16 protein-coding genes are annotated in these 11,873 nt (G+C 61.7%); 10 read left to right on the forward strand and 6 right to left on the reverse strand.

Annotated elements, in window-relative coordinates; all coding sequences use genetic code 11:
- Positions 1-10 precede the first annotated feature (10 nt).
- Entirely contained in the window at positions 11-520 is a 510-nt protein-coding gene (locus M2360_RS21555) for a sigma-70 family RNA polymerase sigma factor (protein WP_280777445.1), read from the reverse strand.
- A gap of 551 nt (positions 521-1,071) precedes the next feature.
- On the opposite strand from M2360_RS21555, the gene M2360_RS21560 reads away from it, so the two are divergent.
- A complete protein-coding gene (locus M2360_RS21560) occupies positions 1,072-1,305 on the forward strand; it encodes a hypothetical protein (protein WP_280777446.1) in 234 nt (77 codons plus the stop codon).
- A gap of 38 nt (positions 1,306-1,343) precedes the next feature.
- On the opposite strand, the gene M2360_RS21565 is transcribed toward M2360_RS21560, so the two are convergent.
- Positions 1,344-2,063 carry a hypothetical protein gene (locus M2360_RS21565; protein ID WP_280777447.1) on the reverse strand — a complete coding sequence of 240 codons (720 nt, stop codon included), beginning with the start codon at positions 2,061-2,063 and terminating at the stop codon, positions 1,344-1,346.
- A 166-nt stretch (positions 2,064-2,229) separates the two neighbouring features.
- Here M2360_RS21565 and M2360_RS21570 point away from each other — a divergent pair, with 166 nt between their 5' ends.
- The 3 genes from M2360_RS21570 (at position 2,230) to M2360_RS21580 (ending at position 3,088) form a co-directional block, all read left to right on the forward strand.
- On the forward strand, positions 2,230-2,544 hold the full coding sequence (locus M2360_RS21570; RefSeq protein ID WP_280777448.1) for a hypothetical protein: 315 nt from the start codon (positions 2,230-2,232) through the stop codon (positions 2,542-2,544).
- A gap of 40 nt (positions 2,545-2,584) precedes the next feature.
- Complete coding sequence (locus tag M2360_RS21575) at positions 2,585-2,830, forward strand: hypothetical protein (protein WP_280777449.1); 246 nt, start codon at positions 2,585-2,587, stop codon at positions 2,828-2,830.
- A gap of 69 nt (positions 2,831-2,899) precedes the next feature.
- A complete protein-coding gene (locus M2360_RS21580) occupies positions 2,900-3,088 on the forward strand; it encodes a hypothetical protein (RefSeq protein ID WP_280777450.1) in 189 nt (62 codons plus the stop codon).
- A gap of 113 nt (positions 3,089-3,201) precedes the next feature.
- Here the strand turns inward: M2360_RS21580 and M2360_RS21585 are convergent, their stop codons facing one another.
- The gene (locus M2360_RS21585) at positions 3,202-3,432 is read right to left on the reverse strand and encodes a hypothetical protein (RefSeq protein ID WP_280777451.1); all 231 of its coding nucleotides are present in this window, start codon (positions 3,430-3,432) and stop codon (positions 3,202-3,204) included.
- A gap of 132 nt (positions 3,433-3,564) precedes the next feature.
- Between M2360_RS21585 and M2360_RS21590 the strand changes: the two genes are divergently transcribed.
- Positions 3,565-3,849: a BON domain-containing protein gene (locus M2360_RS21590; protein ID WP_280777452.1), complete on the forward strand. Its 285-nt coding sequence runs from the start codon at positions 3,565-3,567 to the stop codon at positions 3,847-3,849.
- Between the two features lie 153 nt (positions 3,850-4,002).
- On the opposite strand, the gene M2360_RS21595 is transcribed toward M2360_RS21590, so the two are convergent.
- Positions 4,003-4,563 carry a DNA-3-methyladenine glycosylase gene (locus M2360_RS21595; protein ID WP_280777453.1) on the reverse strand — a complete coding sequence of 187 codons (561 nt, stop codon included), beginning with the start codon at positions 4,561-4,563 and terminating at the stop codon, positions 4,003-4,005.
- Between the two features lie 374 nt (positions 4,564-4,937).
- Between M2360_RS21595 and glgA the strand changes: the two genes are divergently transcribed.
- The 4 genes from glgA (at position 4,938) to bioB (ending at position 8,796) form a co-directional block, all read left to right on the forward strand.
- Complete coding sequence (gene glgA, locus M2360_RS21600; RefSeq protein WP_280777454.1) at positions 4,938-6,410, forward strand: glycogen synthase GlgA; 1,473 nt, start codon at positions 4,938-4,940, stop codon at positions 6,408-6,410.
- A 65-nt stretch (positions 6,411-6,475) separates the two neighbouring features.
- Entirely contained in the window at positions 6,476-7,102 is a 627-nt protein-coding gene (locus tag M2360_RS21605; protein WP_280777455.1) for a GntR family transcriptional regulator, read from the forward strand.
- A gap of 135 nt (positions 7,103-7,237) precedes the next feature.
- Positions 7,238-7,813, forward strand: coding sequence for a biotin transporter BioY (locus tag M2360_RS21610; protein ID WP_280777456.1), 576 nt, complete (start codon positions 7,238-7,240; stop codon positions 7,811-7,813).
- Entirely contained in the window at positions 7,810-8,796 is a 987-nt protein-coding gene (gene bioB, locus M2360_RS21615) for a biotin synthase BioB (RefSeq protein WP_280777457.1), read from the forward strand. The genes M2360_RS21610 and bioB overlap by 4 nt, the downstream gene beginning before the upstream one ends.
- A gap of 171 nt (positions 8,797-8,967) precedes the next feature.
- On the opposite strand, the gene M2360_RS21620 is transcribed toward bioB, so the two are convergent.
- Together M2360_RS21620 and M2360_RS21625 are read right to left on the reverse strand one after the other, a co-directional pair.
- A complete protein-coding gene (locus M2360_RS21620; RefSeq protein WP_280777458.1) occupies positions 8,968-9,717 on the reverse strand; it encodes an SDR family oxidoreductase in 750 nt (249 codons plus the stop codon).
- A gap of 137 nt (positions 9,718-9,854) precedes the next feature.
- Positions 9,855-10,895, reverse strand: a complete 1,041-nt coding sequence (locus M2360_RS21625; protein ID WP_280777459.1) for a PRC-barrel domain-containing protein — start codon at positions 10,893-10,895, stop codon at positions 9,855-9,857.
- Positions 10,896-11,302: 407 nt separating this feature from the next.
- Here M2360_RS21625 and M2360_RS21630 point away from each other — a divergent pair, with 407 nt between their 5' ends.
- Positions 11,303-11,803, forward strand: coding sequence for a ferritin-like domain-containing protein (locus tag M2360_RS21630; RefSeq protein WP_280777460.1), 501 nt, complete (start codon positions 11,303-11,305; stop codon positions 11,801-11,803).
- The last annotated feature ends 70 nt before the right edge of the window (positions 11,804-11,873 follow it).

Here is an 11,873-nt window from a genome sequence, read left to right on the forward strand (position 1 = left end):
CCTTTAGGCCTCAAGCCGACAGGTCTCCGTCGACTTCCAACGAAATCTGGCGCCGCGCCCGGTTGAGCCGGCTTTTCACTGTTCCCACCGCGCAATCACAAACCTGCGCCGCAGTCTCGTAGCTTTCGCCCATCACCGCCACCAGCAGCAGGACCTCGCGATAATGCATGGGCAGACGGGCGAGCGCGCGCTCGAGCTCCTTTCCGCGAATGGTCCATTCCTGCGTGGCCGAAATGGCGCTGTCGTCCGAAACGCATGCGTCCGACCCGGGAGCCTCGCGCTTGGCGACGACGATCCGGGTGTAGAACGTGTTTCGCATGATGGTGAACAACCAGGACTTCAATCTTGTTCCCGGTTCGAACTTGTCGATATTCGCGATGGCTTTGAGCAATGTCTCCTGAACGAGATCGTCGGCGTCCGAGGCATTGCGGCAGAAGGAGCGCGCAAAGGCGCGGAGCGCCGGGATGAGTTCAACGATTTCGGCGCGTATCGCCTCCCCCTGAGATTGCGACGCAGTCATGTGAGCGTTTCCTCTCGTTTTCAACACGCATGGCGGCTCAACGTCGCTGCAATACGCCGGGTTCCCCCAGCGTCCGAAATTTCTGAAGACCGGGCGGCCTATGGCGTCGCCGCCGTATTTTCCGGTAGAAATGGAGAAGAAGCGTTTCCTTGCGGCTCAGTCCGCGCGGAGCGTCAGGGGGGGCAAGAAGGTTGGAGCGCGAGCGGCGCGGATTTTCGGCGCCGGAAAGTCCGAGATCGAGTATTTTGGGATGGACATAAATTTTGCAGCCGATCGCCGGCGCATTGTGACGCTCTTCGGCGGCGGCTTGGCAGATTGTGGTCCGAGCGCAGGCTCTGCCACGCCCGACGCTGTCCTGGAACAATCGTCGAGGCGGTCGGTTGTAAAGGCGAGGTCTTGGGCCGTGTCAAACGGACACGACGGCGCTGAAGAACATGAGGGTTTTTCCGTTTTCACCTCATGGCCAACGAAATGGCAGGCGAGCTTCCTACCCGTCCGGTCCGGCCTCACCCCTTCCGTAAGACTACCGATATGCAACAGGGAAAAGGATCATGACCGGACACGAAAAAGCCGAGCGAGACCCACAAAAACAGCAGCGGGACAAGCTGTCTGAAGCGGCTGTCGACAAGGCCTTGCCCGAAGCCCCAGGGCTCATCCTGCCTGACGTAGCGGAACTCGAGAGCGAGGGCGCGACACACGCATTCGCCGTTCCCGAGCCTCCTCCGTCGATGTTGCGCGAAGACGCCACGGACGACAGCGATCAGGATGAGCGAAGGCCCGATTGATCAATCCGGGCGCCGGTTCGGGCGCTGTTGCAGCTCTGTTAGTTGATCAGGCGCCGTTCGCCGATGCCGGTGTTTTCCAGCAAGGTCACCAGCCATTTTTCGACCGAAACATCGGGCGGGCAGTTTTCGATTTCCTCGATTGCGCGCTCCAGCGTCCGCTCGACCAGAGTTTCCGCAGAGTCCTCCGTCGGCGTGATCTGCCGCGCCCGCTGACGCAGAAGCGGCAGGAGCGCGAGAAAGTTGCGTTCATTGTCCGGCGCGTCGGATTTCGTATTGTTCGCCTCGGCCTCGGCCCTTTCCAAGGCCTTTCGGATGACCGGCCAGGGTGCTGGCTTGGTTACGCGCTCGGCGTCGCGAAATGCTTCGGGCACGATCGCGCTCTCATAGCCGGTGTAAAAGATATAGGGGATCTTTCGGGCCGCGAGTTCGGCGGCTAGATCGAAGTCGATACTGCCATTCAGATTGAGATCGAGAATGGCTGCTGTGATGTCTTGGTCGGCGCTGAGCGCGATCAACGCCTCTTCCACGCTTCTATGCGGTCCGGAGACGGCGTAACCATCCGCCAGGGGTTCCGAGGCCAACTGTTCGCCGATAATGTAATCGTCCTCAAGCACCAGCAGTTTCCTGCCGGCGACAACGGGGGCGCCCGTTTTCAGGCCTCTGCCGGCGCGTCCGGAGATGCTGTTCGGGCCGATCGGGCCCGTCGCCTCGCGGTCGTTCGCACCGGGATTTTCGCCTGATGTTCTTGACCCGGCCAATCTCGTCTCTCCTCCGAAGTCTGCGCCCGTCGTTTGTTAGGCGACGGTTATATTATGGGTGTTCGCATGGCGCAAAGCTAGTGCGATTTGCGCCGGCGGCGGATTTTGTAAGGTGGAACGTTTCCACCGCTGATTTTGTTTCCCTAGGGCAACAGGGAGCAATGTCATGTCCTCTCTCAAGATGATTCACAAGTGGGCAGCGTCGATGGCCGTGGGCGGCGCGTTGCTGGTGTCGGCAAGCGTCGCCGCCCGTGCGCAGAACGCCCCGCAGGAAGCGCTGGATATGCCCGCAACCGGACAGGAAAATTGTCATGTTCGTCCCGATGGCCAGGCGGCTCCGGCCGAGCCGCTGACCGAGCGGCTCCAGGACTGCAACAGCGTGCTGAAACCCAAGGGGCTCGGCGATCCGGATATTGTGGAAAAACCGCCCAAGTTGAACGATCCCATGGCGATCACGCCGCCGCCGCCCGCTTCTCCATAAGCCCGTCATGGGCTCACATCTCACGCCCAGGAGGCCGCCAATGGATGCCGACGAACTCGAACGACGTCTCAACGCGCATCGAGAGGTGCTGACCGCTCTCGTCGCCGCGCTGGCTAGGGGCGATGGCGGCGATATCCTTGAGCGCCTGGCGCAGGAAACCCTGTTCATGAACGGCCAGGAAGACCCCGGCGTCCTGCCCAGCGAGGCCTTTGCGCTCGAACAAGCGCATGCCGACGAGATCAGGCGCATCGTCGACGCCGCGCGTCAGCGCGCCAAACAGGCCTGATCGACTGATACATGCGGGAGGGAACAACTCCCGCCGCTTGTCGTTTTTCAATAAGGAAGGAGATTTGCGATGTTGAAATACGAACCGCTCCCGTCGTCCACTCAGCCGGGGTCGACCCAGACCCCGGAGCCCGATGTGATGCCGCCTCCGGTGTGGAAGCCGGATCCGCCGATCCAGGAACCCGAGCCTGATCGTCTGCCCGACGAGCAGCCCCTGCCCAATCCAGACGAGACCAGGGCGCCGCCGCGCCACGTCTGAAGAGTGTGGCGCTCTTTAAGAGTCGCTCCTTGCGCCTTGAGCCTTCGATATGCCGCATGTTGTCGTCCCGAAACCGGCGCCCGTTTTGGGGCGACATGCGTGAGGCGCGGTGTTCAATGATCGGAATGCGGCTTGTCCGTGTCCCGCTCATCATAATTGATGTCCCAATCGCCCGGGCCTTTTTTCTGGCCCGGGTTTTTCGCGTCCGTCGCGTCTTCCTGTCCGGTGATCACGGTGGGCTTGGCGCTGGCCACGCCGCTCGCCTTACGGTCGCCCTGGTTGGGCGCGAACTGGCCTTCGGCGTCCTTGCGAATGCGGTCCTTGGCTTGGCGGTCATCGCTCATGGTTTTCTCCTGACTGTCCTATGCAGAACTCTTGCATGCCGCCGAGGTTCCCGAACTGCTGTGGCGTCATGGCGCGGAACCGGAGGGTGCGGCTGTCGGTTGTTGTCACGACACGCAGACAGGAGACGCGAAATGGTGTTCAAACCTCAGACATTTCATGGCCAGACCCCGGAAATCGACAAGCCCGCCGGCTTTGGCGGGGTGGAGGCGAAAGTTGCCGACGCCCTGGCGCGCGCCGGCGATCTTGACGCCACCCAGGTGGCGGTGACCGAAACGGACGGCGAGATCGTTCTCGACGGCGTGGTGCTCTATCCCGAGGAGGCGGAGATCGCCGGCGACATAGCCTCGCGCGTTGCCGGCCCAACGCGGGTGAGAAACCTGATCCGTTGGCGGAGCGACACGTCGCGCGGCGGCTGATCCCAGTCTGCAGCGGATGCGGGCCCGGGGCAGGGCTGCGCCTCAATCGATGTTGGTCAGGCTTCTCGCTCGCACCTGATGCATCAAATAGGTGTTGCGATAGCTGGCGGCGAAGGTCTTGAGGTCGCCTCCGGGCCCCTGTCCTGTATCTGTCTATCGAAACGGCTTGCTCAGATGGGGCGAGCCCCTCACGCCGAAGCGGAGGAGTTCGTCCACCGCCTTGGTGATGCCGATACGGGCCCCAGCGACAATGTCGGGCTCTCTCGGGCGCGGTTCGAGGCGAAAGGGCGGTTGCATTATATCGGCCCCGTCTTCGGCGCCCGTGACGCCGAGCGCGGCGGCGAGCCGGCCAGGCCCCGAGCAGAGCAGCCGGTCGGCGAGGCCGCCGCGCCGCGCGCGCATGACCTCCAGCCCCAATGTCGGAGCCAGCGCGCGGATCAGCACCGCGCTTCCGGGCTGGCACACCATATTGAGGCACCAATGCATGCCATAGGAGCGATAGACATAGGCGCGACCGGCCGGGCCGAACATCGCGGCGTTGCGCGGCGTCTGGCCGCGATAGCTGTGCGAGGCGGGATCGTCGCGATGATAGGCCTCGGTCTCGACGATGACGCCGCCGACGCCGCAAAACCCGAGCGTCACTCCCAGAAGATCTCGAGCCACGTTTTCGGCGCGGCGATCAAAAAAGCCTGTCTCGGTCAACTCGGACGCCATGATCTGTCACTCTCCACGAACGAAACGAAAGCTGTCTATCCCAACGCCAGAATATTGTATTTCGTAAACTTGAATTACAAACTTACCGGTCGCGCCCCGGCCGTCGACGTTGCTCAGTAAGTCACGACGAAGATTGATTTGATCGGGAGCGAACATATCGCGGCATTGCCTGCGGCCGTCAAAAATATTTTAATAACTTCAATCTGATGATACTGTCTTGATCACGGATTCTCCGACAAAATGGACATGATTCGGCGCCAGCGGAGGAACCGGAAAAGCCCAGCGAAGTTGTAGCGGATACCAGATTTCATTTTTGGAACCTAGCCGGGGGGCAGCATGCCGCAGAGTTCAGAACCCATCAGTGGGAAACGCCCATGAAAATCCTGTCCGTCACTTCTGAGGTTTTTCCCTATATCAAGACTGGCGGGCTCGCGGATGTGACAGGATCTCTGCCGAAGGCCTTGAAGGTGTTCGGCGTCGACTCGATCACCCTGGTTCCAGGCTATCCGGTGTTCGAGTCGCTGATGTCGGCGCAGCCGCCGCTGTTCCGTTTCGACGAGATCCTCGGCGAGGACGCCGCGCTGCATTTCGTGCAAACGCCCGACGCTGCGCTGTTCGTGCTCGATATTCCCGCGCTCTATCGCCGTCCCGGCGGCCCCTATGTCAATGAACATGGCGTCGACCATCCGGACAACTGGAAGCGGTTTGCGGCGCTGTCGCTCGCCGGCGCGCTGATCGCCAATGGCGAACTGCCCGGCTGGAGCCCAGATCTGGTGCATACGCATGACTGGCAGTCGGCGCTGACCTCGGTTTACATGCGTCACATGGGCTGCGACAAGCCTGTGGTGCTGACCATTCACAACATCGCCTTCCAAGGCCAGTATCCGGCGGCGCTGCTGCCTTACCTGCATCTGCCGCCCAGCGCCTTCAGCATGGATTGCCTTGAATATTTCGGCGACATCTGCTTCCTCAAAGGCGGGCTGATGACCTCGGATCTCATCACCACGGTCAGCCCGACTTATGCGCGCGAAATTCTCACGCCGCGCTTCGGCATGGGGCTCGACGGCGTGCTGCGCTACCGACGCGAGGATATGCGCGGCATTCTCAACGGCATCGATGAAGATGTCTGGGACCCCGCCCATGATCCGCTGCTGCCGCAGGCCTTTGACGTTGACAGGCTCGATCTCAAGGCGAACAACAAGCGCGCCCTCAACGCCCGGCTCGGCCTGCATGACGACGACGCGCCGATCTTTTCCTGCATCAGCCGTCTGACCTGGCAGAAGGGGATGGACATGGTGGCCTATGCCGCCGACTACCTCGTCTTCAACGGCGGCAAGCTGGTGATCTGCGGCAAGGGCGATCCCGAGATCGAAGCCATGCTGCAGGCCATGGAGGCCCGCCATCCCGGCCGCATCGCCGTCAATATCGGCTATAGCGAAGAACTGGCGCATCTGATCCATGGAGGTTCCGACGCCATCATCCAGCCTTCGCGTTTTGAGCCCTGCGGCCTGACGCAGCTTTACGGCCTGCGCTATGGCGCGATCCCCGTCGTCTCCCGCACCGGCGGGTTGGCCGAAACGGTCATCGACGCCAATGACGCCGCCATGAACGCCGAGGTCGCCACCGGCTTCCAGTTCCATCCCGTCACCACCGACGGCCTCTGCCACGCCATCCGCCGCGCCATGGACGTCTATGCCGATCCGGCCCAGTGGCGGCAATTGCAGACCCAGGCGATGAAGGCGCGTTTCTCCTGGGAACGAAGCGCGGGGAGATATGCAGCGCTGTTTCGCAGCCTGGTCAGCCGGTCTGGCGCGACGGGGTATGAGATCAGGTTGGCGGTGGGGTGAGGCGCGGTTCATTTCCGGTCAATCGCTGATCGACAGGCGGTCTCATCCGAATTATCTATAAAATCATGACGACCGCCAAATCAGACACGATTGCCGCCCAGATCAGCAAAACGCTCGCCGCTCGCATTATCGCCGGCGAGATCGAGGCCGGCGCCAAGCTGCGGCAGGATCATATCGCCGAAGAATTCGGCGCGAGCCATGTTCCGGTTCGCGAGGCGTTCAAGCGACTGGAGTCACAGGGGCTGGTGGTCAGCGAGCCGCGTCGCGGCGTCCGCGTCGCCGGCTTCAGCGTCGACGAAGTGCGCGAGGTGGCTGAAATGCGCGCCGCTCTCGAAACTCTGGCGTTGCGCAATGCGGTCCCGCATTTGACCAGAGCCATTCTGGATCAGGCCGAAGAAGCCAACCGGGCCGGGGATCGAGCGCTGAACGTTCAGGCGTGGGAAATGGCCAATCGGACCTTTCATCGCATCCTTCTGGCTCCATGCGGCATGCCCCGCTTGCTGAAGGCGATCGATGATCTGCATACGGCAAGCGCCCGCTTTCTTTTTTCCGGCTGGCGCGCCGAATGGGAGGCCCCGACGGACCGCGACCACCGCGCCATCCTCGACGCGTTGAGAGCCGGGCAGACCGAAATCGCGGCAACCACGCTTGCGCGTCACGTCCAGACGATCGGGCAGAAAAAGCCCAAATAGACGCTCCAGCGTTTCCCATCACATTCTAAAATGATCACGCGCCGCACGCGGCTATTGCCACGATTGTATTTTTGTGGATTCATTTAGCGATAGATTCTAAAAATTATCTATAATTTGGACTAAAGGAGATATGGAATGTCGGATATCGTTGCGAAGCGGCCCGCAAGGCCTGGATCCAAAGCCATCCGCACGGGGGTGATGATCATTGCAGGCGCGGCCGTGATGACGCTTGCCGCAAGAGTGCAGATTCCCTTCTGGCCGGTTCCGATGACGCTCCACACGATGGCCGTCATGGCCTTCGCCGTTGCGTTCGGGCCGCGGATGGCGGTTTCGATCTTTCTCGCCTATCTCGCCGCGGGCGCAGCTGGCTTTCCGGTGTTCTCCGGTTCGCCGGAACGCGGTATCGGCCTCGCTTACATGGTCGGCCCCACCGGCGGCTATCTGCTCGGCTTTCTCGTTGCGTCCTGGGTTGTCGGCGTGCTGGCTTCAGGCAAGGGAGTGATCGGTCGCACCTGCGGGATGCTTGCGGGAATGGTTGTGATCTACGGGCTCGGCGCAGCCTGGCTGGCGCTCTATGTTCCGCCGGCTCAGCTTCTTGCGGTCGGCGTTTTGCCTTTCCTGCCGGGTGATCTGGTCAAAATAGCCGTGGTGGCTTTGGGCAGCGCAGCGCTTCCTGCCTTGGGCATCCGCCTCCGGAGCAAAAGCGAATGACGGCTTTAGATGGTGTCATCCGGCACGACTGGACGGTTGAAGAGATCCTCGATCTTCAGGACGCGCCGTTGCTCGAACTCGTGGGCCGGGCCAATGCCGTACACCGGCAACATCACGATCCCAACAAAGTCCAGAAAGCGAGCCTTCTGTCGATCAAGACGGGCGGTTGTCCTGAAGACTGCGCCTATTGCCCGCAGTCTGCCCATCATCGCGAAGTCGACCTGAGCCGCGATCGGCTGATGGACCCGGCGAAAGTCATCGCCTTGGCTGAAACGGCCAAGGCGGCGGGGGCGGAGCGGTTCTGCATGGGCGCGGCATGGCGACAGGTTCGGGACGGCAAGGAGTTCGACGCCGTCATCGACATGGTCGCCGGCGTTCGCGCTCTCGGCATGGAGGCCTGCGTCACGCTCGGGATGCTGAAGCCGCATCAGGCGGAGCGCCTCGCGGCGGCGGGGCTGACCGCCTACAACCACAATCTCGATACCAGTCCGAAATTCTACGGACAGATCATCAGCACGCGCACGTATGAGGACCGGCTGGAGACGCTGGCGATCGTGCGCTCCTTCGGCATCGATCTGTGCTGCGGCGGCATTATCGGCATGGGAGAGACGATGCGCGACCGGGCGTCCATGTTGCAGGTCCTGGCGACAATGGCGCCGCATCCGGAAAGCGTGCCGATCAATGCCCTGGTGCCGGTCGAAGGCACGCCGTTGGCGAACCGTGCGCGCATCGATCCTCTCGACCTGGTTCGAATGGTGGCGACGGCGCGGTTGGTCATGCCCGGTTCGACGGTTCGCCTCTCCGCCGGACGTTCGGCGTTGAACCGCGAGGCGCAAATTCTCTGTCTCGTCGCGGGCGCCAATTCGGTGTTCTATGGCGACACGCTGCTCACCACGCCGAATTCCGGTATCGGTGAGGACGCCCATCTGTTCGCAGACCTGGCAAGACGGGAGCCAACCTGCACGCAGCGCGCTGCGAGTTGACCGCAAGCGCGCGTCGTTTTGGCTGGAAGCCGCGTTAAAGACGCGGCTTCCGAAAAGAATTTAAGAGGAGGCATGGTCTGGGGCGCAGTCGCACTGTCCGCTTATTCTCATAGCGCCATGCTCAAGCATGTGACCGGCCAGCCGGGGCCGAGACTGAACCAATCCTGTCGCTTACTTTACCGCCGAATTCCCCCCATCCGCATAAAGCGCCGCGCCGGTAACGAAACTCGCGGCAGGGCTGGCAAGAAACAGCGCTGCGCGTGCGATTTCATCGGGCTCCGCGATGCGTTTCATGGCGTGCAGGCTGGCTGCCCAGTCCTTCTGAGCCTGATCGCCGGCCATGCCGGTGTCGGTTCCGCCGGGCAGAAGCGCATTGGCGCGGATGTTCTTCGCGCCATAATCGGCGGCGATTGATTTGACCAGGCCCATCAGGCCCGCTTTGGCGGCGGCATAGGCGCCCATGCCGGGAAGGCCGACGCTCGTGCCGACAAAGCTCGAGGTGAAGACGATTGCGCCGCCCCCGCGCGCCAGCATGGCGGGGATCTGGGCGCGGCTTGCGAGAAAGGCGGCGGTGAGATTGGCGGTGAGCGCCGCCTGCCAATCTTCCACCGAGAGTTCCGCAAGCGGTTTGATCGCCCCGACCATGCCGGCATTGTTGAAAGCGATGTCGAGGCCGCCAAAACGGTTTTCTGCTTCTTCCGCCAGTTCCGCATGAGTTTCGGCGAGGCCGACATCGCCTGCTATTGCGATCGCCTTGCCGCCGCCGGCGCGGATTTCGGCGGCGACGCGCTCCAGCGCCTCCTGGCCGCGCGCGTTTAGAATGACACTTGCGCCTTCCTCAGCGAAAAGATGCGCCGCCGCCTTGCCGATGCCCGAAGACGCGCCGCTGATGATCGCGACCTTGTTGTCCAAAACGCCCATGACTGGTTCTCCTTTTGTCTGGAGATTCAGGCATATGGACCGCGTGGGCGCCGCGACACCCGATTTCCGTAGGGTTCAACGGCAACGAAAAAGGGCCGCCGAAACGGCGACCCTTCGATTGTCTTGACGGATGCGGATTACTCGGCGGACGCCTTATATTCCGGCTGAGCCTTCAGCGTGTCCTTGTTGGCGTCGATATAGACGCGGACATCGTCGCCCTGGGTGTTGCGCATGATGTTCAGTTCTTCCGGGCTGACGGCGATTTCGCGCGCGCCGATGCCGAGGAAGCCGCCGACATCGAGGACGACATCCTTGATCTGGCCCTGTTCGTTCATCACCAGACGGTTGATCGTGGCGACGTCTTCGTCCTTCGGGCCATAAACCGTGGCGCCTTGCAGCTTTTCGGCCGTCAGTTCGCTCGGCTGGGCCGTCTGGTAGCCTTCACGCGTCACGGCAGGCGGCGTCAAGCGGGTGCGGTTGTCATCCATGGCGGCGCCGGTGTTGGTCGAGGCGGTGGTCTGCATGTCTTGCTGCGCAGCGGCGTCATTGGTTGCCTGTCCGGCAGCCGGAGGGGTTGCCGTCGTCGAAGGCGTTGCGGTGTTCGACGCCTGGGTGTCGACGCCGGAATTCATGCCGGTGGCGGCGCCGGTTGCGGCCGGAGCCATCGCGGTATCGGTCGCATCAGCGGCCGGGGCGTTCGAGGCAGTGTCTTCCGGGGCCTGATAGGCCGGCGCATCGGTGAGCGCCTGCTTGTTGGCGTTGATGACGAGGAAATAATCGTCGGCGCCGTCGCCATTCTTGACGAACTTCACCTGATCCATGGGAACGGCGACATTCTTTTCACCGATGCCGAGGAAGCCGCCGACGCCGAGCACCACGGCCTTCACATCGCCCTGGCGGTCCATCAGCACTTCGTTGATCTCGCCGACGTCATCCCAGTCGCGCTCGGCGCCCGGCTGCACGGCCTGGTCCGCCGCCATGTCCTGCTCGGTCGCGTAAATGCGCTGGCCGATGAATTCAGAGGCGCGAACATCCGTCGGGCCCGCCTGGTATGCGCTGAACTGCATCGAGTTGCCGGTGGTCGCAGCGGGCGCCGTGGTCGACTGGTCCGAAGACTGAGCAAAGGCGCCGCCGCCCATTACGAGCACGATTGCCGTCGTTGCCAAAAAGCTTTTCATCACGCGATCTCCTTGAGTTTATCTTTATAGGTCGTTTCCATGCTGTCGCATTTACTTTGAACCATCGGCGCGCCGAAGCGTGTTGCCGTGTCTCAAAAACTGCTCAGGAGGGGAAAGGTTCCGTCCAAGTGTTCACGGAGACGACTTTCCGTCGGCAGTGAGATAAGGCTCGTTTGCTACGAATCTCGTCTCAGATCAGGAACTTTCCGCGTATCCCTATCGTTTGAGGGCCGCGTAACGCATGCAACTTTCTCTTTCATCCCGATGAAGAAGGGCATGCGTCGGAAACGCGATAAACATGCGGATCGGAGGTTGACGCCTCCTTCGCAGATGGGCGGAGTTTGGCGTTTCAAAGCATATATCCAATCTCTCTCCCTCATTGGAAACTATTCCCTAAGGAGAAAAAAATGGCTCAGAAAATGCTCGATGATTTGTTTTACGATACGCTCAAGGATATCTATTTCGCAGAGCGTCAAATTCTGAAGGCTCTTCCGAAGATGGCGCGCAGCGCCACGGACCCGAAGCTGAAGCAGGCTTTTGAAAAGCACAAGGAAGAGACCCAGGGCCAGATCGAGCGCCTGCAGCAGGTGTTCGAACTGATCGGCAAGCGCGCCCAGGGCAAGACCTGCGAAGCGATCCAGGGCATTATCGCCGAAGGCGAAGAGATCATCGACGAGTTCAAGGGCTCGCCGGCTCTCGACGCCGGTCTCATTTCCTCGGCACAGGCGGTCGAACACTATGAGATTACCCGATATGGCACCTTGCGCGCCTGGGCGCACCAGCTTGGCTATAAGGACGCCGTCAAGCTGCTCGACATGACGCTGGAAGAGGAATCCCGAACCGACGAGGACCTTACCAAGCTGGCCGAGACGGCTGTCAATGCTGCAGCCCAGCAGAAGGCCGCTTAAGGCTTGTCTTCCGGATCCCGGCGCAAACGGCGTCGGGGTCCGCTTTTATGTTCGGGCCGACGGTGCTGGA

The sequence above is a fragment of the Rhizobium sp. SG_E_25_P2 genome, assembly GCF_029892285.1.
Taxonomy (GTDB): domain Bacteria; phylum Pseudomonadota; class Alphaproteobacteria; order Rhizobiales; family Rhizobiaceae; genus Rhizobium_E.

Coding starts and splice junctions, on each gene's coding strand:
- M2360_RS21555 (WP_280777445.1), bottom strand. CDS start 520: ATGACTGCGTCGCAATCTCAGGGGGAGGCGATACGCGCCGAAATCGTT.
- M2360_RS21560 (WP_280777446.1), top strand. CDS start 1,072: ATGACCGGACACGAAAAAGCCGAGCGAGACCCACAAAAACAGCAGCGG.
- M2360_RS21570 (WP_280777448.1), top strand. CDS start 2,230: ATGTCCTCTCTCAAGATGATTCACAAGTGGGCAGCGTCGATGGCCGTG.
- M2360_RS21575 (WP_280777449.1), top strand. CDS start 2,585: ATGGATGCCGACGAACTCGAACGACGTCTCAACGCGCATCGAGAGGTG.
- M2360_RS21580 (WP_280777450.1), top strand. CDS start 2,900: ATGTTGAAATACGAACCGCTCCCGTCGTCCACTCAGCCGGGGTCGACC.
- M2360_RS21585 (WP_280777451.1), bottom strand. CDS start 3,432: ATGAGCGATGACCGCCAAGCCAAGGACCGCATTCGCAAGGACGCCGAA.
- M2360_RS21590 (WP_280777452.1), top strand. CDS start 3,565: ATGGTGTTCAAACCTCAGACATTTCATGGCCAGACCCCGGAAATCGAC.
- M2360_RS21595 (WP_280777453.1), bottom strand. CDS start 4,563: ATGGCGTCCGAGTTGACCGAGACAGGCTTTTTTGATCGCCGCGCCGAA.
- glgA (WP_280777454.1), top strand. CDS start 4,938: ATGAAAATCCTGTCCGTCACTTCTGAGGTTTTTCCCTATATCAAGACT.
- M2360_RS21605 (WP_280777455.1), top strand. CDS start 6,476: ATGACGACCGCCAAATCAGACACGATTGCCGCCCAGATCAGCAAAACG.
- M2360_RS21610 (WP_280777456.1), top strand. CDS start 7,238: ATGTCGGATATCGTTGCGAAGCGGCCCGCAAGGCCTGGATCCAAAGCC.
- bioB (WP_280777457.1), top strand. CDS start 7,810: ATGACGGCTTTAGATGGTGTCATCCGGCACGACTGGACGGTTGAAGAG.
- M2360_RS21620 (WP_280777458.1), bottom strand. CDS start 9,717: ATGGGCGTTTTGGACAACAAGGTCGCGATCATCAGCGGCGCGTCTTCG.
- M2360_RS21625 (WP_280777459.1), bottom strand. CDS start 10,895: ATGAAAAGCTTTTTGGCAACGACGGCAATCGTGCTCGTAATGGGCGGC.
- M2360_RS21630 (WP_280777460.1), top strand. CDS start 11,303: ATGGCTCAGAAAATGCTCGATGATTTGTTTTACGATACGCTCAAGGAT.